17 protein-coding genes are annotated in these 17746 nt (G+C 63.2%); 7 read left to right on the forward strand and 10 right to left on the reverse strand.

Translation table 11 applies throughout. The annotated features are described in order from the left end of the window. Positions 1 to 312: 312 nt before the first annotated feature. Positions 313 to 945: a uracil-DNA glycosylase gene (locus ABIE35_RS08425; RefSeq protein WP_354228844.1), complete on the forward strand. Its 633-nt coding sequence runs from the start codon at positions 313 to 315 to the stop codon at positions 943 to 945. A 145-nt stretch (positions 946 to 1090) separates the two neighbouring features. On the opposite strand, the gene ABIE35_RS08430 is transcribed toward ABIE35_RS08425, so the two are convergent. Continuing rightward, the gene (locus ABIE35_RS08430) at positions 1091 to 2143 is read right to left on the reverse strand and encodes an ABC transporter substrate-binding protein (RefSeq protein ID WP_502921374.1); all 1053 of its coding nucleotides are present in this window, start codon (positions 2141 to 2143) and stop codon (positions 1091 to 1093) included. A gap of 111 nt (positions 2144 to 2254) precedes the next feature. On the opposite strand from ABIE35_RS08430, the gene ABIE35_RS08435 reads away from it, so the two are divergent. Genes ABIE35_RS08435 through ABIE35_RS08445 form a run of 3 tightly spaced genes read left to right on the forward strand, consistent with a single transcriptional unit; the run spans position 2255 to position 5198 of the window. Then, complete coding sequence (locus ABIE35_RS08435; RefSeq protein WP_354514025.1) at positions 2255 to 3337, forward strand: iron chelate uptake ABC transporter family permease subunit; 1083 nt, start codon at positions 2255 to 2257, stop codon at positions 3335 to 3337. Continuing rightward, positions 3334 to 4380, forward strand: coding sequence for an iron-enterobactin ABC transporter permease (gene fepG / locus ABIE35_RS08440; RefSeq protein ID WP_354514026.1), 1047 nt, complete (start codon positions 3334 to 3336; stop codon positions 4378 to 4380). Before ABIE35_RS08435 ends, fepG begins: the two co-directional genes overlap by 4 nt. Continuing rightward, on the forward strand, positions 4377 to 5198 hold the full coding sequence (locus tag ABIE35_RS08445) for an ABC transporter ATP-binding protein (protein ID WP_354514027.1): 822 nt from the start codon (positions 4377 to 4379) through the stop codon (positions 5196 to 5198). Before fepG ends, ABIE35_RS08445 begins: the two co-directional genes overlap by 4 nt. A gap of 79 nt (positions 5199 to 5277) precedes the next feature. On the opposite strand, the gene ABIE35_RS08450 is transcribed toward ABIE35_RS08445, so the two are convergent. Both ABIE35_RS08450 and fbaA read right to left on the reverse strand, forming a co-directional pair. Beyond that, the gene (locus ABIE35_RS08450) at positions 5278 to 5700 is read right to left on the reverse strand and encodes a DUF3151 domain-containing protein (protein ID WP_354514029.1); all 423 of its coding nucleotides are present in this window, start codon (positions 5698 to 5700) and stop codon (positions 5278 to 5280) included. Next, positions 5700 to 6719 carry a class II fructose-bisphosphate aldolase gene (fbaA, locus tag ABIE35_RS08455; protein ID WP_354514031.1) on the reverse strand — a complete coding sequence of 340 codons (1020 nt, stop codon included), beginning with the start codon at positions 6717 to 6719 and terminating at the stop codon, positions 5700 to 5702. The genes ABIE35_RS08450 and fbaA overlap by 1 nt, the downstream gene beginning before the upstream one ends. A gap of 187 nt (positions 6720 to 6906) precedes the next feature. Between fbaA and ABIE35_RS08460 the strand changes: the two genes are divergently transcribed. Then, positions 6907 to 7989, forward strand: a complete 1083-nt coding sequence (locus ABIE35_RS08460) for a hypothetical protein (protein ID WP_354514033.1) — start codon at positions 6907 to 6909, stop codon at positions 7987 to 7989. A gap of 35 nt (positions 7990 to 8024) precedes the next feature. On the opposite strand, the gene ABIE35_RS08465 is transcribed toward ABIE35_RS08460, so the two are convergent. Beyond that, the gene (locus tag ABIE35_RS08465) at positions 8025 to 8696 is read right to left on the reverse strand and encodes a TrmH family RNA methyltransferase (protein ID WP_502921378.1); all 672 of its coding nucleotides are present in this window, start codon (positions 8694 to 8696) and stop codon (positions 8025 to 8027) included. Positions 8697 to 8779: 83 nt separating this feature from the next. Next, complete coding sequence (locus ABIE35_RS08470; RefSeq protein WP_354514037.1) at positions 8780 to 9955, reverse strand: hypothetical protein; 1176 nt, start codon at positions 9953 to 9955, stop codon at positions 8780 to 8782. Between the two features lie 304 nt (positions 9956 to 10259). Here ABIE35_RS08470 and ABIE35_RS08475 point away from each other — a divergent pair, with 304 nt between their 5' ends. Together ABIE35_RS08475 and ABIE35_RS08480 are read left to right on the forward strand one after the other, a co-directional pair. Further along, entirely contained in the window at positions 10260 to 11081 is an 822-nt protein-coding gene (locus ABIE35_RS08475; RefSeq protein ID WP_035761154.1) for an HAD-IIA family hydrolase, read from the forward strand. Positions 11082 to 11093: 12 nt separating this feature from the next. Next, positions 11094 to 11840, forward strand: a complete 747-nt coding sequence (locus ABIE35_RS08480) for a tyrosine-protein phosphatase (RefSeq protein WP_354514039.1) — start codon at positions 11094 to 11096, stop codon at positions 11838 to 11840. 29 nt (positions 11841 to 11869) lie between these two features. Here the strand turns inward: ABIE35_RS08480 and ABIE35_RS08485 are convergent, their stop codons facing one another. From ABIE35_RS08485 to mmsA, 5 genes are all read right to left on the reverse strand, one after another. Continuing rightward, positions 11870 to 12994, reverse strand: a complete 1125-nt coding sequence (locus ABIE35_RS08485; RefSeq protein ID WP_354514041.1) for a thioesterase domain-containing protein — start codon at positions 12992 to 12994, stop codon at positions 11870 to 11872. A gap of 105 nt (positions 12995 to 13099) precedes the next feature. Then, complete coding sequence (gene pyrE / locus ABIE35_RS08490; RefSeq protein ID WP_089593522.1) at positions 13100 to 13672, reverse strand: orotate phosphoribosyltransferase; 573 nt, start codon at positions 13670 to 13672, stop codon at positions 13100 to 13102. 26 nt (positions 13673 to 13698) lie between these two features. Then, on the reverse strand, positions 13699 to 14685 hold the full coding sequence (locus ABIE35_RS08495; protein ID WP_354514662.1) for a LacI family DNA-binding transcriptional regulator: 987 nt from the start codon (positions 14683 to 14685) through the stop codon (positions 13699 to 13701). Between the two features lie 135 nt (positions 14686 to 14820). Next, the gene (mmsB, locus tag ABIE35_RS08500; protein ID WP_354514043.1) at positions 14821 to 16104 is read right to left on the reverse strand and encodes a multiple monosaccharide ABC transporter permease; all 1284 of its coding nucleotides are present in this window, start codon (positions 16102 to 16104) and stop codon (positions 14821 to 14823) included. Between the two features lie 5 nt (positions 16105 to 16109). Beyond that, entirely contained in the window at positions 16110 to 17639 is a 1530-nt protein-coding gene (gene mmsA, locus ABIE35_RS08505) for a multiple monosaccharide ABC transporter ATP-binding protein (protein ID WP_354514045.1), read from the reverse strand. Positions 17640 to 17746: the final 107 nt, after the last annotated feature.

Consider the following 17746-nt stretch of genomic DNA (forward strand, 5'->3'; position numbering starts at 1 on the left):
TGGTTACAACCCATCATCCCCGCGAAGGTATGTCAACGCTTTTGACCTTTGGAAGTGGTTTTCAGACCCTGTTCACCCGCCACGGACTCCAGCGCTGCTTCGGCGGATGCGGGCCACGGCCGTCGAGACCCCGGACACGTTTCCGGGCAACACGCCGCGTCGCATTTAAAGGGCGCGCCGGAGCAGGACCCGTTAACCCCCATAGTCCGGTAAGGTTAGTTAGCCCCCAACAGCACCCTTTGAGGTTCGGCTGCGGCATGCCCGCGGCCCCTTGGAACGGTGCGCTGTAACACCTAGGAGACCTAACCCCTGATGCAAGAACTGGCGACTGAATCACCCGAAGAAATCCTCTGGAACCGCCGCTACGAACCGCACATCGCCGAGGTCAACGAGCTGTGCGACTCCATCAAGGTGCAGAAGCCGGGCAGCGAGGTCCTCTACATCGACCCCGCCCACAGCATGGATGACTGCCGCATCGTCAGCCTTTTCTCCAATCAGCGCACCACCACCGGCGAGGGTTTCATCAACCCGGGCGACGAAGAAGCCACCACCCGCATGCTGGGCATGCAGTGGCAGCTGGGCCTGCGCCCCGAGCTCATGATGCCCTGGAACGCGTACCCGTGGATTGAACCTTCCGAGGAACCGGGCAAGCTCACGCCGGCCAACATCACCGAGGGCCTCAAGCCGCTCCTGCGCCTCCTGCAGCTCCTGCCGCGCACCTCCGCCCTGGTGGCACACGGCAATGAGGCACACCGCCTGGCCGATCAGCTCATGAAGGCCGCACCGGCCAGCATCGCGCGCCGCGGCTTCAAGACCTTCAAGGTCCGCTCGCTCGGTGGCCGCTCCTTCGCCGGCACCCCGGCCCGCCAGCAGGAATACCTGGACGCCATCCACGGTGCTTACGCCGAGGCCATGGCACGTACGGGTATCCCCCGCAAGGCCTGATTAACCTTCCGTTGCGGGGCCCGCTTTGCGCCTCAATCCCTCGGATTAGCCCGCAGACCGGGCCTCACAACGCACGTACGACGGCGGCCCTCACTTTTCTGGTGAGGGCCGCCGTCGTCGTTGGGGTGCTTTTGGTGGGGAGGCGTTAGCCGACGAGCATGCTCCGGAGGTCCTTGAGGATCAGCTGCGCGCCTGTGGGGCCAAGGCCGAGGAACCAGACGTCGTCGCTGACAGCCTTGGCCTGGCCGGCTTTGACTGCGCCGAGCTTGGGCCAGACAGCGCCCTCAACCACGGACGTTTCACCGGTTGCTGCGGGATCGCCGTAGCTGCTGTAGAAGATCCAATCGGCGTCGCCTTGCTCGATATTCTCAGCCGAGATCTCGGCAGCGAGTTCGTCGATGTTCTGGTTCTCCGGGCGGGCCAGGCCGGCGTCCTTCAGGATGACACCGATCAGCGACTTGTTGGCGTAGAGGCGGATCTTGCCAGGGAGGAAGCGCACCAGGGAGATCTTGGGATCGCCCTTCACATCTGCCTTAAGGGCGTCAGCCTCGGCCTGGTAATCGTTAAGCGCCTTGACAGCCTTGTCTTCCTCGCCCAGGGACTTGCCCACCAGGAGGAAGTTTTCCTTCCAGGGGAATCCGGGACGGATGCTGAAGACCGTGGGGGCGATGGTGGACAGCTGCTTGTACAGCTTGTCGGCGCGGAGCTGGCTGCCCAGGATAAGGTCCGGCTTCAGCGCAGCGATTGCTTCGAGGTTGAGGTCCTGGATTGTGCCCACCGAAGCCACGTCCTTGACCTTGTCAGCCAGGTAGGTGGGGACAGGGTTGGCGCCTTCAGTAGTGGCCATGCCCACCGGCGTGATGCCGAGGGTCACGACGTCATCCAACTCGCCGGTGTCGAGGACCACCACGCGGGTGGGCTTCTTCTCCAGGGTGGTCTCGCCGTTGGCGTGCTTCAGGGTGCGCGGGAAAACGCCGGGAGCGGCGTCGGTGCCCAACTTGGCTGTTTCCTGGTCCGCGGTGGTGAACTTGGAGCCGCCGGTGGCAACGTCGGCGTTGCCGGCGGCCGAACCTGAGCCACCACTGGTGCCACAGCCCGCAAGGAGGCCTGCCACCACAGCGACTCCGGCCACCTTCATGGCCAGCTTGCGTAAGCGGGAAGCCTTAAGCGGCTGGACTTCAAAATCGTCATTTTTCACGGAGTAAGGCTAACCTAATTAAGTCACACTTCCGTGACCTTGTGACGACAGTCACTAAAAGCACCGTCACATTGCCCCACCTCTCCGGAACGGTCCCCTGCTGTGTCCCAAATGACGGCCCCTGCGCCGAAGCCGAGCCCCGGGCCACCGGCCACCTCGCCGTCGGCCGGGCACGCGACCGAACGTTCCGGCGTCGTCAGTAAATCCCGCTGGCGGGTCCTCTTCCTGATCCTGGCGGCTGCAGTTCTTCTGGGTGCCGTGCTCCTTAGCCTGGGCGTCGGCGCCAAGTTCATCCCTGCGCCAACGGTCTTCGATGCTTTCACCAATCCGCAGGACTCAGCCGATCACGCGATCATCCTGCAAAACCGGCTGCCGCGCACGTTGACGGGCATCGCCGTGGGTGTTGCCCTGGGCGTGGCGGGTGCGCTCATCCAGGCGATCACGCGGAATCCTTTGGCCGATCCCGGCATCCTGGGCGTCAACGCGGGAGCGTCGTTCGCCATTGTCATTGCCATTGGCGTCTTCGGGATCGGATCCCTCAGCGGCTACATCTGGTTCGCGTTCCTTGGCGCCATCCTGACAACCGCGGCCGTCTACTTGATCGGCACCTCGGGCAGGAACGTGGTGAACCCGATCCGCCTGACGTTGGCCGGTGTTGCTTTGGGCGCGGTCCTCACGGGAATCGGCTCCGGACTCACGCTCCTGAACCCCAAGGCGTTTGACCACCTGCGCTCGTGGAGCATTGGCTCGCTGGACACCCGGAGCATGGAATCGGTGATGACTGTAGCGCCGTTCATGGGCGTGGGACTGGTTATCGCCTTGTTCTGCGTTGGGGGGCTTAACGCCATGGCGCTGGGCGACGACCTTGCCACCTCCCTCGGCGCCAGTGTCAACCGCACCCGGATCATGGGGGTCGTGGCCATCACCCTCCTCAGCGGTGCGGCAACTGCCGGTGCCGGTGCCATCGGCTTCGTGGGCCTCATGATTCCGCACGTTGCCCGCTGGATCGTCGGGCCGGACCAGCGATGGATCCTGGCAACCACCGTGCTGCTCTCCCCCATCCTGCTGTTGGTCTCGGACGTGGTGGGCAGGATAGCCGCGCCAGGCGAGTTGCCGGTAGGCGTGGTGACGGCGTTCATCGGGGCGCCCGTGCTGATCGCGTTGGCGCGGCGCCGGAAGGTGAGTGGGCTATGACGCGCCTGGATGTTGGCAGGCCCGTTGTCCTGCTTCGCAACCGTTCGCTGAGCCTCCGGTTCGATGTCCGCAGCATCCTTGTCTGCGTCCCGTTGATCCTCGCCGCCCTGACGGTTGCTGTCATCAGCTTGGCCACCGGCGACTACGACGTTTCAGTACAACAGGTCCTGCAAGCCTTCACAGGTGATGCCCCCGGGCTGGCCCAAACAATCGTCATGGAGTGGCGGCTCCCCCGGGTACTCGCGGCGCTGGTATTCGGCGCCGCGCTTGGTATGAGCGGTGGCATCTTCCAGTCCATGACCCGGAATCCCTTGGGCAGCCCGGACATCATCGGCTTCAATACCGGCGCCTACACCGGGGCGCTCATCGTCATGCTGACCCTTGGCGGGGGCTATCTTGGCATTGCCGCAGGAGCACTTGCAGGCGGTATCCTCACTGCTTTGGCCGTCTATTTGCTGGCCTACCGGCGAGGCTCCCAAGGATTCCGGCTCATCATCGTGGGCATCGGCATCAGCGCGATGCTGGCCGCGTTCAACCACTGGCTGATCCTGCAGGCAGAACTTGAGGCCGCTTTGGCGGCAGCCGTCTGGGGAGCCGGGTCCCTCAACGGCATCACGTGGGAGCAAGCGGCGCCTGCCGCCGTCGTGATTGTTGTGGTTGGCTTGGCCACGCTGGCCGCCGCACGCCGCATGCAACTTCTGGAAATGGGCGACGACGCCGCACGGGCCTTGGGCGTCCGGGCGGAACCCACCCGTTTGCTGTTGCTGATCCTGGGCGTGGCGTTGACTGCAGCCGTGACTGCGGTGGCCGGTCCCATCGCGTTTGTCGCCTTGGCCGCACCGCAGCTCGCCCGTCGTCTTACCCGAAGCGCCGGCATCACGCTGGTGCCTTCCGCCGTGATGGGCGCCTTCCTCCTGGTGGCCAGCGACCTCGCGGCCCAGCGTTTGTTCGCCCCGATCCAGTTGCCGGTGGGCGTGGTGACGGTGTGCATCGGCGGTATCTACCTCGTCTGGCTGCTGGCCAGGGAAGCAAGGAAATCATGAGCCTCACTACAGCCGCGCCACAGCTCCATGCCGAAGCACTGACCATCGGCTATGAGCAACGCATCATCTCCGAGAACCTCAATGTGCGCATTCCCGAGGGACAGTTCACGGTGATCGTCGGGCCCAACGCCTGCGGCAAATCCACGTTGCTGCGCGCCCTCGCCCGGCTCATCAAACCCCGCAGTGGACAGGTGCTGCTGGACGGAAAATCAGTGACGACCCTGCCGGCAAAAGAACTGGCACGCCGCCTCGGGCTGCTGCCCCAGTCCTCCATCGCCCCCGACGGCATCACCGTGGCAGACCTCGTCGCCCGCGGCCGATACCCACACCAGAAGCTGCTCCGGCAATGGTCCGTGACGGATGAAGCGGCTGTGGTTGACGCGATGGAGGCCACCGGCGTCGCTTCCTTGTCCGGCCGACTGGTGGACGAACTGTCCGGCGGCCAGCGGCAGCGCGTGTGGGTAGCCATGGTCCTCGCCCAGCAGACACCGCTGATGCTCCTGGACGAGCCCACTACGTTCCTCGATATCGCGCACCAGATCGAGCTGTTGGAGCTGTTCCGCGAGCTCAACCTGGACAAGGGCCACACGCTGGTTGCCGTGCTGCACGACCTCAACCATGCCAGCCGCTACGCGGACCACATCATCGCCATGAAGGACGGCGTGGTGGTGGCCGAGGGTGCTCCCGCTGCCGTGATCACCGAGTCCTTGGTGGAGGAAGTGTTCGGCATGGCGTGCCGGATCATCGATGACCCCGTGACACACACGCCGCTGGTGGTCCCGTTGGGGCGGCCGCGGCACTCGGCGGTCACGGACTAACGCTGTTCGGCTAACGCTGTTAACGACGACAGCGACCCTCGCCTTTTGGTGAGGGTCGCCGTCGTTGTTTGCTTGGGTCCTAGCGGGCCTCGATCGCTGCCTTGGCCTTCGGGTCGGAGTCATTCAGGAACTTCTCGATCCGCTCCGGCTCTTCAGCCTCGCCGATCGCCGACGCGGCACGGCCCAAAGCGTAGAGAGCACGCAGAAAGCCCTGGTTGGGCTCGTGCTCCCACGGGATGGGTCCGACGCCGCGCCAACCATTGCGGCGCAGGGAATCCAGGCCGCGGTGGTAGCCGACGCGGGCGTAGGCGTAGGACTCGATGGTCCGGCCTTCGGCCCAGGCTTCTTCCGCGAGGATGGCCCACAGAAGAGATGACGTGGGGTTCTTGGCCACCAGGTCCAGCGCCTCGTTGCCCAGTGCCAGGTGCTGGTAGATCTCGGTTTCGGCGGGCAGGAGCGTGGGCTCCGGCCCCATCAGGTTCTTCCGGAATTCGTCGGACATTAGAAGGTCTTGCCCACCGATCCGAGCTGCTGGGCGGCTTCGACGATGCGCGCGGCCATGCCGGCTTCGGCGGAAGCGCCCCAGACGCGGGGATCGTAGGTCTTCTTGTTGCCCATTTCGCCGTCGATCTTCAGCACGCCGTCGTAGTTGGAGAACATGTGGCCGGCCACCGGGCGGGTGAATGCGTACTGGGTGTCGGTGTCGATGTTCATCTTGATAACACCGTAGGAAACGGCGTCAGCGATTTCCTGCTCCGTGGAGCCCGAGCCACCGTGGAAGACCAGGTCGAACGGGTTTTCCTTGCCGATCTTGGCACCAACCTCGGCCTGGATCTGCTTGAGCAGTTCCGGGCGGAGCTTCACGTTGCCCGGCTTGTACACGCCGTGCACGTTGCCGAAGGTCAGCGCGGTGAGGTAGCGGCCGTTTTCGCCGGCTCCGAGTGCCTCAATGGTGGCGAGGGCGTCTTCGGTGGTGGTGTAGAGCTTCTCGTTGATTTCGTTCTCAACGCCGTCTTCTTCGCCACCAACAGTGCCGATTTCAACTTCGAGGATGATCTTGGCAGCAGCAGCGCGCTCAAGCAGTTCGCGGCCGATGCGCAGGTTCTCGGAGAGCACCTCGTGCGAGCCATCCCACATGTGCGAGTTGAAGATCGGGTCCTTCCCGGCCTTGACGGCTTCCTCCGAAGCGGCCAGCAGCGGGAGGACGAAGTCTGCCAGCTTGTCCTGCGGGCAGTGGTCCGTGTGCAGGGCGATGTTGACGTTGTAGTTCTTGGCAACTTCGCGGGCGAACGCTGCGAAGCCGAGGGAACCCGCAACCATGTCCTTGATCGAGGCGCCGGACCAGTAGGCTGCGCCACCGGTGGAAACCTGGATGATGCCATCGGATTCGGCCTCGGCGAAACCGCGGATCGCAGCGTTCAGAGTCTGCGACGACGTCACGTTGACCGCGGGGAAAGCGAATCCGCCAGCCTTTGCGCGGTCGATCATCTCGGAGTAAATCTCTGGGGTTGCAATGGGCATGGTGACTCCTATGCTGAATTCGTCTGTGGGTTGGTAACCCTGGAGTAGACCGCTTACGGCTAGCACCCATCCTAGCGATATCCGCCGGGACGCCGTGTTTCGGGTCACTGAGAGCCTTAACACTTCCGCGGGGTTCACATCCCACCTACCCCCTGGGATTCATCGAAACGGTGGATATACTGCGGGAATGGAGATCCCACCGAGTGCAAACAATCAGCCCCGTCTGGCGCCACCCCTGCAGCAGCAGGGCGGTTCTTTCCCCGAAGGGAAACCCGGGCGGAAGCGGAACATTATTATTGCCATCGCAGCGGGCGCAGCGGTAGTCCTCACCGCGGCAATCCTTGCCTTGGTTCTCGTGGTTTTACCGCTGTTCTCACCGGACCGGGGCATGAGCGCCACAGCTGGAACATACTTTCAGGCCCTGATCGACGGAGACGGAGAGAAAGCCCTGAGCGTCTCCGATCCCGGCGTCCCCGAGAATGAAAAAGCACTCCTCCAGAACAACGTTTACAAAAGTGCAGGACAGCGCATTGACGGCTACCGGATCCTGGACGCAAGATCCGATTTTGTCACTGCCGAAGTTACCCAGAACGGCCGCAAGCAGGACATTCTTTTGAGGATGACCCAGTCACGGGAGGGCGAGTGGAAGGTCGGACCCAAAAACTTCCAGAAGATCCGGCTCAGTTCCAGCCGTCCCGTGGGGTCGTTCACCGTGAACGGCGTGGTTGTTACCGCTCCTGACTCCGGAACCGCTGCCAGTGATTCCCTGCTGATGCCGGCCTTCCCCGGCGAGTACATCCTCGGCATTTCCGGAGACAAGTACACAACGGCAGAAGAGCAGAAGGCCTTGATCAGCATTGACCGGGCGATTTCCAAGAACACCGAAAGTTTGAAAGTGTTACCCACCCAGCTGCTCCTGGACGAGACCCGGACACTTCTTGAGAACAAACGGACTGAATGCACTGCCTCCGCTCCGGCTAGTACCGCCGAAGCGACGCGACGTGGCTGTTCCGGGTTTGCGATCTCCGAATACCGACCTACCCGCAACGTGAAATGGACCATCGAGAAGGATCCCACCTTCACTCTCCTTCGCGGCGAGGACAGTTGGATCATTCAGTCGGCGCAATCGGGCGCGGCTTCGGTGAGCTACGAAGTGAACAGCGGCCGTGACGACGCCCCGCAATGGGAGCCGAAGGTTGAGCTTGTAATACCCAGAGCCTCAGGTGAGATCCAGATCGTGGACGGAAAAGCCACCCTGAAAGATCGGTAGACGGGCATCGGCGCGGGCCGATACTTGAGGCTTGCCTAGCTGACAGGTTGCTGGAACACGTGTCGGCGGACCCACGCGTGCATGGCGATGGCCGCGGCTGAGGCCGCGTTCATGGACCGGGTGGAGCCGAACTGCTCGATGGAAAGCGTTGCGACGGCGGCATCGTGCACCTCGGGCGTGAGGCCGGGGCCTTCCTGCCCGAATACCAGCACGCAGTTCTTGGGGAGGTCGTAGGTCTCCAAAGGCACGGAATCCGGGAAAATGTCGATGCCGATCACCGCCAGCCCCTCCCCCTCCGCCCACTGGACGAACTCCTCAACGGTGGGGTGGTGGCGGACATGCTGGTAGCGGTCGGTGACCATGGCCCCGCGACGGTTCCACCGCCGTCGTCCAATGATGTGGACCTCCTTGGCGAGGAAGGCGTTGGCGGTCCTCACCACGGTGCCGATGTTGAGATCGTGCTGCCAGTTCTCAATGGCGATGTGGAAGTCGTGACGCTTGGAATCGAGATCCGCCACGATCGCCTCGTGCTTCCAGTACCTGTACTGGTCCACCACGTTGCGGCGGTCACCGTCCCTCAACAGGTCCGGGTCCCAATGGTCGCCCACTGGCAGCTCGCCTTCCCAAGGCCCGACGCCGACCTCGGGTTTCGCTTCTGCCTCGCCCTCCGGTGTGGTTCCCTCAGGGGATTCGGCAGGCGTGGGCAGGGCTACATTGGGGGGAAGGTCAGTCACCCCTCAACTTTAGCCCTGCCCCGTCACCCGGATGAGCGGGCTGGGTCGAGCGGCTCCTAGCCCATCTTCCACTTGTTGATGCGGTACGAGTTGGCCAATTGCTCGAAGAGTCCCGGATGCGCATCCCAGTATGTCTTGTGACCACTGACGCCGAGCATCTGCGGGGTACCCCAGGGAGTCACAGAGAACAAGTTCACGGCCTGGATGGCTTCGCCACGGGCATTGGTGCAGGTGAAGCCGATGACTACTGCGGCACCACGGCGGAACTCACGGATTTCCGGCATGGACGTCTTGAAGTCGGAGGTGCACTTGTGGCCCACCAGGTTCTGGGGCAGCTCCGTGGCGGTCATGCCCTTGTAACGGGCTTCGATGTCCTGGATGGCCTTCTTGACCTCTTCCGGATCCTTGCCGAACTTGCCCTCCTCGGACTCTGCAAAGAACGCGTAGGCGAGCGCGATGCCGTCGCCGTCGGCTTCTACCGTGCCCTGGGCCTTCTTTTGGATCTCTTCGCCAGTGGTGGGGTCCTTGGTGATGCCGAACGACTCGTCGTGGGTCCACTCGGCCAAGTACTGGAAGGAGGATTCGCCCGTGACCCACTTGCTGAACAGTGGATCGCCGTCCGCCGGAACGTTGCTGGGTCCGGCAAGCTCTTCCCACACGGCCGGCAGCGGGATGGCACCGGCAGGGATATCACTGGATGCGGACGCGTCGCCTGACGGTTCAGCAGACGGCTCCGCCGCTGCTTCGGATGCTTCCTCGGAAGATGTAACTGACGGCGCAGGAGTCTCCACTGCAGTCGGCTTGGTCATGGACGGAATCAGCCACGTGAACGCCACCACCAGCGCAAAAATCACGACGACGGCGACACCGCCCAGGATGAGGAACAAGGACTTCTTGTTGTGGTCGCCCGGGTTCTGGCCGGGGTAGCCAGGCTGGCCGGGGTGGCCAGGCTGGCCGGGCCCACCGGGCTGGCCGGGGTAGCCAGGCTGGCCCGGCCCACCAGGCTGGCCGGGGTAGCCAGGCTGGCCCGGGTATCCGGCACCCGGCGGTGGGAAGCCCGGCTGGCCCTGCTGGGCGTCCTGGTGCCCCGGCTGCGCGTCCTCCGGCTGGTACATGGGTTGGGTCTGCTCCGGCTGGTACTGGCCGTACTGACCCTGACCGGTGTCGTAGCGCGGCTGCGGTACGCCGTCGGGGTTGTAGGGAGGCTGAGGCGCTCCGTTGTTGTTGCTCATGGCAGGCCCTTTCAAAGGCAGTGAGTCACCGGGATGTTTCTGGGGACACCCGATGGTTAAACCGGAAGAGGGGACCTGCTGATGCGCGGGCGGCACATAAAAACCACCATGTCGATCCCCCGACCCACGGTGGTGGCACGCCTGCGCCGCCCCCAGCGTAGTCGAATCAGAGGCGTCCACCGCAAGTCACAGCGGATATCCACATGGGCAGAACTACCCACATAAGCGGGATCACAGGATGTTAGGGCCGCAGATTGATGAAAGACTGGTGGCAGTGCATAAACAATCCCAGCCGGAGGCAAATATGGCAGAAGAAACCACGTCCACATCGGTTTATCGGAACGGCCACGAAATTGAATGCTGGCTCACGGACATGGATGGAGTCCTGGTTCATGAAAACCAGGCGATCCCCGGCGCAGCTGAACTCATCCAGCGCTGGGTAGATACGTCCAAGCGCTTCCTGGTCCTGACCAACAACTCCATCTTTACCCCACGCGACCTCGCAGCCCGCTTGCGCGCGTCCGGCCTGGAAGTTCCGGAAGAGAACATCTGGACGTCCGCGCTGGCCACCGCCCAGTTCCTCAAGGACCAGGTCCAGTCCTCTGATTCCGGCAACCGCGCGTACACCATCGGCGAAGCAGGCCTCACAACAGCCCTGCACGAAGCCGGGTTCATCCTCACGGACACCGACCCCGACTTCGTAGTGCTCGGCGAAACCCGCACCTACTCCTTTGAAGCGATTACCATGGCCGTCCGCCACATCCTGGCCGGCGCCCGCTTCATCGCTACCAACCCGGATGCCACTGGTCCTTCCAAGGACGGGCCCATGCCGGCAACCGGGGCCATAGCGGCCATGATCACCAAGGCCACTGGCCGCGAGCCCTACATCGTGGGCAAGCCCAACCCCATGATGTTCCGCTCGGCCATGAACCAGATCGATGCCCATTCGGAGACCACGGCCATGATCGGCGACCGCATGGACACGGACATCGTGGCGGGCATGGAAGCAGGACTGCACACAGTTCTGGTGCTCAGCGGCATTACGCAGCGCGAAGAAATCGTGTCCTTCCCGTTCCGTCCCAACCAGATCCTGAACTCCGTGGCCGACCTCAAGAGCCAGATCTAAAAGGACCGAACTATGGCTGTGCTTAATCTGCGTCCTCTGGCCGGTGGCCGGATTCTCAGGGGGAGCCAGCCGTTCGGTTTGGATGCCGCTGCGACGTCGGGTTTCCTGGCGGAGCACGGCATCCAGACGATCGTGGACCTGCGCAGTGAGCTTGAGCGCTCCTTGGTTCCGTGGTTGATCCCCGGCCATGAAGCCGTTCGAAACGACGAAGTCCACGACGACGGTACCCGGCCCGCCGCAGTCCCACCTGCCGTCGTCCCGCCCGCCGTCGAACTCGTCAACAACCCGCTGGACCCGAACGCAATCGCCGGCTCGCTCCATGCGGTGGAGACACCGGAGGATCTGGGCGAGCTGTACCTCGGCTGGATCAAGTTGCGCCCGGAGTGGGTCGCTGATGCGCTGCGGCCCGTTTCCCGCGGCAAGCGCACGCTGGTCCATTGCTCGCTGGGCAAGGACCGCACGGGGGTGGTGTCGGCAATCGCCCTCCTGGCCGGTGGCGGATCAGAGGATGCCGTGGTGGAGGATTACACCACCACCACCCTCAGCCTTCCCACCATGCTGGAAGTCATGGCTGAAACATGGCGCCTGCATGTCCCCTCTACTCCTGCGGCCTATTTCAGCCCGGAGCTGATGGTCCTGCAGAGCCCTGAAGCAGCGATGCGGCATTTCCTCGCTGCCTTCGCGGAGGAGTTCGGCGACGCGCGGAGCTTCCTGCGCGAGGCGGGCCTCACCGCCGTCGAGGTTGAAGCGCTGCGTTAAGCGGGCGCCCAAGGTAGTCCGGTCAGCACCTAGGCCGGACGGATGACCCTGCCATTCGGCTCCTGGTACGACGGCTCCTCAGGCTGGGGCGGGAGCGGCTGGAGTTCATCCTGGACGCGTTCCAGCAGCGGGCGGTAGATGCTCCCGTTCCATTGCGGACTGGCGTGGGCTGGTCGCGCGCCTTCGGTGCTGAGTGTGGGCAGGGCCATGTTGGCCCCGAAGACCTTGCTCCACCCGGCACGCGCCGACTCATAATCCACGGTGCCATCCTTGGCGTTGCCCAAAAAGGCCATCTTGGCGCCACCGATCTTTCCGGCCAGGCGGAGTCCGTCAAAGTGGTAAATGTACGCCGACTCCGTCTGGATGAGCACGCTGGAAGGAGCGATTGGCGAGAGCTGTTCCAGGCTTTGGTCGAGGATTTGCCGCCACGTGCGCTCGTCCTTGTGCGCCACGCGCTCCCCCAGCTCATAGCCGCCGCGGAGGACTGACGGAATGCGGAAGCCATTCTCGTAAAGGAACACGACGCCATCGAACCAGCTCTGGTCCAGGACGTCGGCACGGCTGAACGGGCTCGAATCCAGAACAATCAGCTGCGTTTCCACGCCGTGCAGTTCCAAGAGGCGGGCGGCCACCTGGGTGGCGAGCATCCCGCCGAAACTGTGGCCATAGAAGTAGAGCTTCTCCAGTTCCAGCTCGCGGACGTGCAGGATGATTTCGCGGACGATCTCGTCCACGTCCAGTCCCAGGTTGGAATATCCGACGGCGGCAAGGCGGCCGCGCTGGTGCAGGGCAGGACGCAGTGAGTTGAGGATCCACTGGGCTTCTTCCCAGCTGGTTTTGTACCCGGGGAACAGGATCCAGCTGGCTTTGGGGAAGTACAAGTCCGAGTATGGATCAGGAACCCGGAGGATCTTGGTAGCCCGCCGCTCGGCCTGGACACGACGGGTGAAAAGCATGTCCCCGGCCAGCGCCGCGGAGGCTCCGGCGGTGATGAGGAAGTTCCGGCGGGACGTCTTCCTGAGGCGGGCAGCGTAAGGCAGGATCCGGGCCCATGCGCCCGGATCCTCTGCCTTCTCCAGTTCAGGAGAAGCCGGCACGGAGAGGTTTTGGTCCACCTCCGCCGGTGCCGGGAGCTTCCCTACTTGAACGTCCACGCAGCAAGCATAGGCTTCGGAAGGTGGTACCTCACAGCCCCGTAGATTGTGTACAGCTGATGCCCTTAAGATGCGCCCTTAAGGTCCGGAACTGTACAAAACTCCTTAGTCGAGGCCCAGCTCGTCCTTGCCGAAAGCGAAGAGGTACGGCACGCCGGTTTCAGCTTCGATCTTCTCTTTGGCGCCGGTACTACGGTCAACAATCACAGCGACGGCCACCACATTGCCGCCCGCTTTACGGACGCCTTCGACGGCGGTCAGCGCGGACCCGCCGGTGGTGGACGTGTCCTCGAGGACCACCACGTTGCGGCCCTCAACGGAGGGGCCTTCCACCTGACGGCCCATGCCGTAGGACTTCTGGGCCTTGCGGACCACGAAGGCGTCCACTGCACGGCCGGCATCGGCAGCAGCGTGCATCACAGCGGTTCCGACGGGGTCGGCACCCATGGTGAGTCCGCCCGCGCACTCAACTGAAACGCCGGCGTCGTCGATCATTGCCAACATGACCTGGCCCACCAGCTTGGAGGCCTCGTGGTGCAGGGTGATGCGGCGGAGGTCGATGTAGTAGTCCGCTTCCTTGCCGCTGGAGAGGATCACCTTGCCGCGGACCACCGCCAGTTCCTTGATGAGTTCAAGAAGGCGGGCACGGGCAGCAGCAGTATCAAGCGTGGAAGTCATGGCTCCTAGTTTAGTAGGAGTGACGTTCAGCGAGGCGCAGGGGCGGCCGTGGTGGAGCGGATCACCAAGCGGGGGTTGACCATTTGTTCACCGCTCGTCTGCTCTCCATCCAACTGTTGCAGCACGGCCTCCATGCAGCGGCGTCCGAGTTCCTCGAAGTCCTGCTTGATGGAGGTCAGGGGCGGCATGAAGAATTCAGCTTCCGGTTGATCGTCGTAGCCCACCACGCTGATGTCGCCGGGCACGTGACGTCCCGCTTCCTGGACGGCGCGAAGGACGCCCACGGCCATCTGGTCGTTGGCCACGAAGACAGCGGTGATGCTGCTGTGCTGCAGGAGATCGCGGCCGGCACGGTAACCCGAGGCGGCATCCCACCCACCTTCCAGCAGGACGTCAGCTCCCAGCCCCGCAGCACCGAGCGCTTCCTGCCAGCCTTTGATGCGCTCCGCAGCGTCGATCCAGTGCGGGGGGCCGGAGATGTGGGCAATATTGCGATGCCCCAGACCGATCAGGTGGTCGACGGCCAGGCGGGCTCCAAGCCGTTGATCGAGCGAGGCGCCCGTCAGTTGGTTGCCGGCTCCTGCGCCCACGGCAACGATCGGCACGGGAACCGAAACGTCGCGCAGGACGGCCAGGACATCGGGGTGCGGAACCAGGATGACAATGCCGTCCACGGACTGGTTTCGGAAATGTGCGATGGCATCATTGATGCTTTCGCCGGTTACCTCGCGAAGATTGGCGATGCTGACGAAGTACCCGGCTTCCCTGCCCGCCTGTTCAACCCCCAGGAGCGTGTTCGCCGGACCAAACTGGCCCGTTTCGCACGCAAGCACCCCGATGGTCCGGGACCTTCGGGTCACCAGGCTGCGGGCTGCTGTGTTCCGCCTGTACCCGAGGTGCGCGATGGCTGATTCCACGCGTTCCCGGGTTTTTCCGCTGACGTTGGGATGGTTGTTCAGGACGCGGGAAACGGTTTGGTGCGAGACCCCGGCCATCTTCGCAACGTCACCCATGACGGGAGGCCGGGCTGGCAGCGCGGGCAGGTCCAGCGAGGTCCGCGGGCCCAGCGGGGCGGGCGGACCCGGCGGGGCCCCGGGCCGTGCCCGGGACCCCGCCTCTGGCGGATGTTCGCCGCGTGACATCGGATCCTACTTAGCGTCGACGCCCACGGGCTCCGCTTTGGCGGCGGGGGCCGCGTCGGTTGCCGGCGGCGTGGTCTTCCACTTGAAACGACGGCCCATGGAGGACCCTCCTCCGGCGCCGGTCCGGTTCTTGTTGAAGATATCGAAGCCGACGGCGAGCAGGAGCACCAAGCCCTTGATGAGCTGCTGGTAATCGGTACCCAGGCCAAGGATGGACATGCCGTTGTTCAGGACGCCCATGATCAGGCCACCGATCATGGCGCCCGCTACAGTGCCAATACCGCCCTGGACCGCTGCGCCACCAATGAATGCGGCAGCAATGGAGTCGAGTTCGAAGCCGGTACCACCGGCGGGCTGTGCCGAGTTCAGGCGGGCAGTGAACACCAGGCCGGCCAACGCGGCAAGCACACCCATGTTGACGAACAGGCGGAAAGTGACCTTCTTGGTCTTGATGCCCGAAAGCTCGGCTGCGTGGAGGTTTCCACCGATCGCGTAGGTGTGACGGCCGAAAATGCTGTTGTTCATCAGCGCCGAGTAGACGATCACCAGGATCGCCAAGACGATCAGGACAATCGGGGTTCCGCGGTAGCTGGCCAGCAGGAAGGTGATGATAAGCATCAGCACTGCGATAAAGCCGTTCTTGACGGCGAACCAGGCCATCGGCTCATTCTCAAGGTTGAACTTGCGGCGTACCCGGCGTTCCTTCAATGCCTGGAAGAGGATGGCTGCAGTGCCACCGACGCCAAGGATGACCGTCAGCCATTCCAACACGGAGGTACCCCCGGAAATGTCCGGCAGGAAGCCACCGCCCAGTGCACGGAGTTCGTTGGGGAAAGGGGTGATCTGCTGGTTCTTGAGGGTGATGAGGGTCAGCCCACGGAAGATGAGCATGCCGGCGAGGGTGACGATGAAGGCCGGAATGCCCACATAGGCAATCCAGTAGCCTTGCCAAGCTCCCACCAACGCGCCAACCAGGAGGCAGGCCGGGATGGCGAGCCACCACGCCCAGCCCCAGTGCACGATCATCACGCCGGCCACAGCGCCGATGAAGCCTGCGATGGACCCGACGGACAGGTCGATATGTCCGGCAATAATGACCATCACCATGCCGATGGCCAGTATCAGGATGTAGCTGTTCTGGACCACCAGGTTGGTGACATTCTGCGGCTGCAGGAGGATGCCGTCGGTCAGGACCTGGAAAAGGATGACAATCAGGATCAGGGCGACGAAGATGCCAACCTGGCGGAGGCGGCTTGTGAGGAAGCCAAGGGATTCTCGTAGGGCGGACATGTTCGCTATTCCTTCTCTTGGGTCATGTAGTGCATGAGGGTTTCCTGGGTGGCTTCGGCGATGGGGACTTCGCCGGTGATGTGGCCTGCGGACAGGGTGTAGATCCTGTCGCAGATGCCCAGGAGCTCCGGAAGCTCAGAGGAGATCACAATGACTGCTTTCCCCGCAGCTGCAAGCTCGGCAATGATGGTGTAGATCTCAAACTTGGCGCCGACGTCGATTCCACGGGTCGGTTCGTCCAGGATCAGGACGTCGGGGTCTGAGAACATCCATTTGCTCAGCACCACCTTTTGCTGGTTTCCACCCGAAAGTTTGCCGGTGATGGCAGCAACTGAGGGAGCTTTGATGTTCATGCTCTTGCGGTAGTGGTTGGCTACGGTGGTCTCTTTGTTGCCGTCCACCCAGCCGCGCTTGGCCAGCTTGTTCAGTGCGGCCATGGAGATGTTGCGCTTGATGTCTTCGATCAAATTCAGGCCGTAGTGCTTCCGGTCTTCGGTTGCGTAGGCGATCCCGTGCTCGATGGCGTCGGAAACGGTGGAAGTGTTGATTTCTTCCCCGTACTTGTAAACCTTGCCCGATACTGCCCGCCCGTACGTCCGGCCAAAGACGCTCATGGCCAGCTCGGTCCGGCCGGCACCCATGAGGCCTGCCAGGCCTACAACTTCACCCTTGCGGACGTTGAGGCTGGCATTGTTCACCACCATGCGGGAATGGTCCTGGGGATGCTGGACTGTCCAATCCTCGATGCGGAGGACTTCCTCGCCGATGTTGGGGGTCCGGTCCGGATAGAGGCTTTCAAGGTCGCGGCCCACCATTCCACGGATGATGCGTTCCTGCGTGATCTGGCCCTGATCCAGCCGCAGGGTCTCGATGGACTTGCCATCACGGATGATGGTGACGGCGTCTGCCACTTTGCGGATCTCGTTGAGTTTGTGGCTGATGATGATGCTTGTGACGCCCTGGCCCTTGAGGTGAAGGATGAGGTCCAGCAAGTGGTCTGAGTCTTCGTCGTTCAGCGCCGCGGTTGGCTCGTCCAGAATGAGGAGTTTGACTTCCTTGGACAGCGCCTTGGCGATCTCCACCAGTTGCTGCTTGCCAACGCTGATGTGCTGGATGGGGGTCACCGGATTTTCGCTGAGGCCCACCCGGGCCAGCAGCTTGGCGGCTTCCAGGTTGGTCTTCCGCCAGTCCACCCAGCCGTTCTTGGCCAGCTCATTGCCGAGGTAGATGTTCTCGGCGATGGACAGGTACGGGCTCAGGGCCAGTTCCTGATGGATGATCACGATGCCGCGCTTTTCGCTGTCCGTGATGCTCGAAAAATCGCAGGGTTCGTTCTCGAAGAGGATGTCGCCGTCGAAAGTGTTGTGGGCGTAAACGCCGGAGAGCACTTTCATGAGGGTGGACTTCCCGGCGCCGTTCTCACCACAGATGGCGTGAACCTCACCTCGGTTGACGTCCAGGGTGACGTCCTGCAGGGCTTTTACCCCGGGGAAGGTCTTGGTGATTCCTCGCATTTGAAGAATGGGTACGTTCATCGTCAATTCCCGCTGACTGGTTGGAACTTGGCCGGGCCGAGGACTCGACAGGCTCTGGAGGAGGCTGCGGTCCCGCCGCACTGTGTACTGGAACAGCTGCGCGCTGC

The sequence above is a fragment of the Paenarthrobacter sp. 4246 genome, assembly GCF_040546855.1.
GTDB lineage: Bacteria > Actinomycetota > Actinomycetes > Actinomycetales > Micrococcaceae > Arthrobacter.

Excerpts from the sequence above, each read along its gene's own strand:
- ABIE35_RS08425 (WP_354228844.1), top strand. The coding sequence starts at position 313 with ATGCAAGAACTGGCGACTGAATCACCCGAAGAAATCCTCTGGAACCGC.
- ABIE35_RS08435 (WP_354514025.1), top strand. The coding sequence starts at position 2,255 with ATGACGGCCCCTGCGCCGAAGCCGAGCCCCGGGCCACCGGCCACCTCG.
- fepG (WP_354514026.1), top strand. The coding sequence starts at position 3,334 with ATGACGCGCCTGGATGTTGGCAGGCCCGTTGTCCTGCTTCGCAACCGT.
- ABIE35_RS08445 (WP_354514027.1), top strand. The coding sequence starts at position 4,377 with ATGAGCCTCACTACAGCCGCGCCACAGCTCCATGCCGAAGCACTGACC.
- ABIE35_RS08450 (WP_354514029.1), bottom strand. The coding sequence starts at position 5,700 with ATGTCCGACGAATTCCGGAAGAACCTGATGGGGCCGGAGCCCACGCTC.
- fbaA (WP_354514031.1), bottom strand. The coding sequence starts at position 6,719 with ATGCCCATTGCAACCCCAGAGATTTACTCCGAGATGATCGACCGCGCA.
- ABIE35_RS08460 (WP_354514033.1), top strand. The coding sequence starts at position 6,907 with ATGGAGATCCCACCGAGTGCAAACAATCAGCCCCGTCTGGCGCCACCC.
- ABIE35_RS08470 (WP_354514037.1), bottom strand. The coding sequence starts at position 9,955 with ATGAGCAACAACAACGGAGCGCCTCAGCCTCCCTACAACCCCGACGGC.
- ABIE35_RS08475 (WP_035761154.1), top strand. The coding sequence starts at position 10,260 with ATGGCAGAAGAAACCACGTCCACATCGGTTTATCGGAACGGCCACGAA.
- ABIE35_RS08480 (WP_354514039.1), top strand. The coding sequence starts at position 11,094 with ATGGCTGTGCTTAATCTGCGTCCTCTGGCCGGTGGCCGGATTCTCAGG.
- pyrE (WP_089593522.1), bottom strand. The coding sequence starts at position 13,672 with ATGACTTCCACGCTTGATACTGCTGCTGCCCGTGCCCGCCTTCTTGAA.
- ABIE35_RS08495 (WP_354514662.1), bottom strand. The coding sequence starts at position 14,685 with ATGGGTGACGTTGCGAAGATGGCCGGGGTCTCGCACCAAACCGTTTCC.
- mmsB (WP_354514043.1), bottom strand. The coding sequence starts at position 16,104 with ATGTCCGCCCTACGAGAATCCCTTGGCTTCCTCACAAGCCGCCTCCGC.
- mmsA (WP_354514045.1), bottom strand. The coding sequence starts at position 17,639 with ATGAACGTACCCATTCTTCAAATGCGAGGAATCACCAAGACCTTCCCC.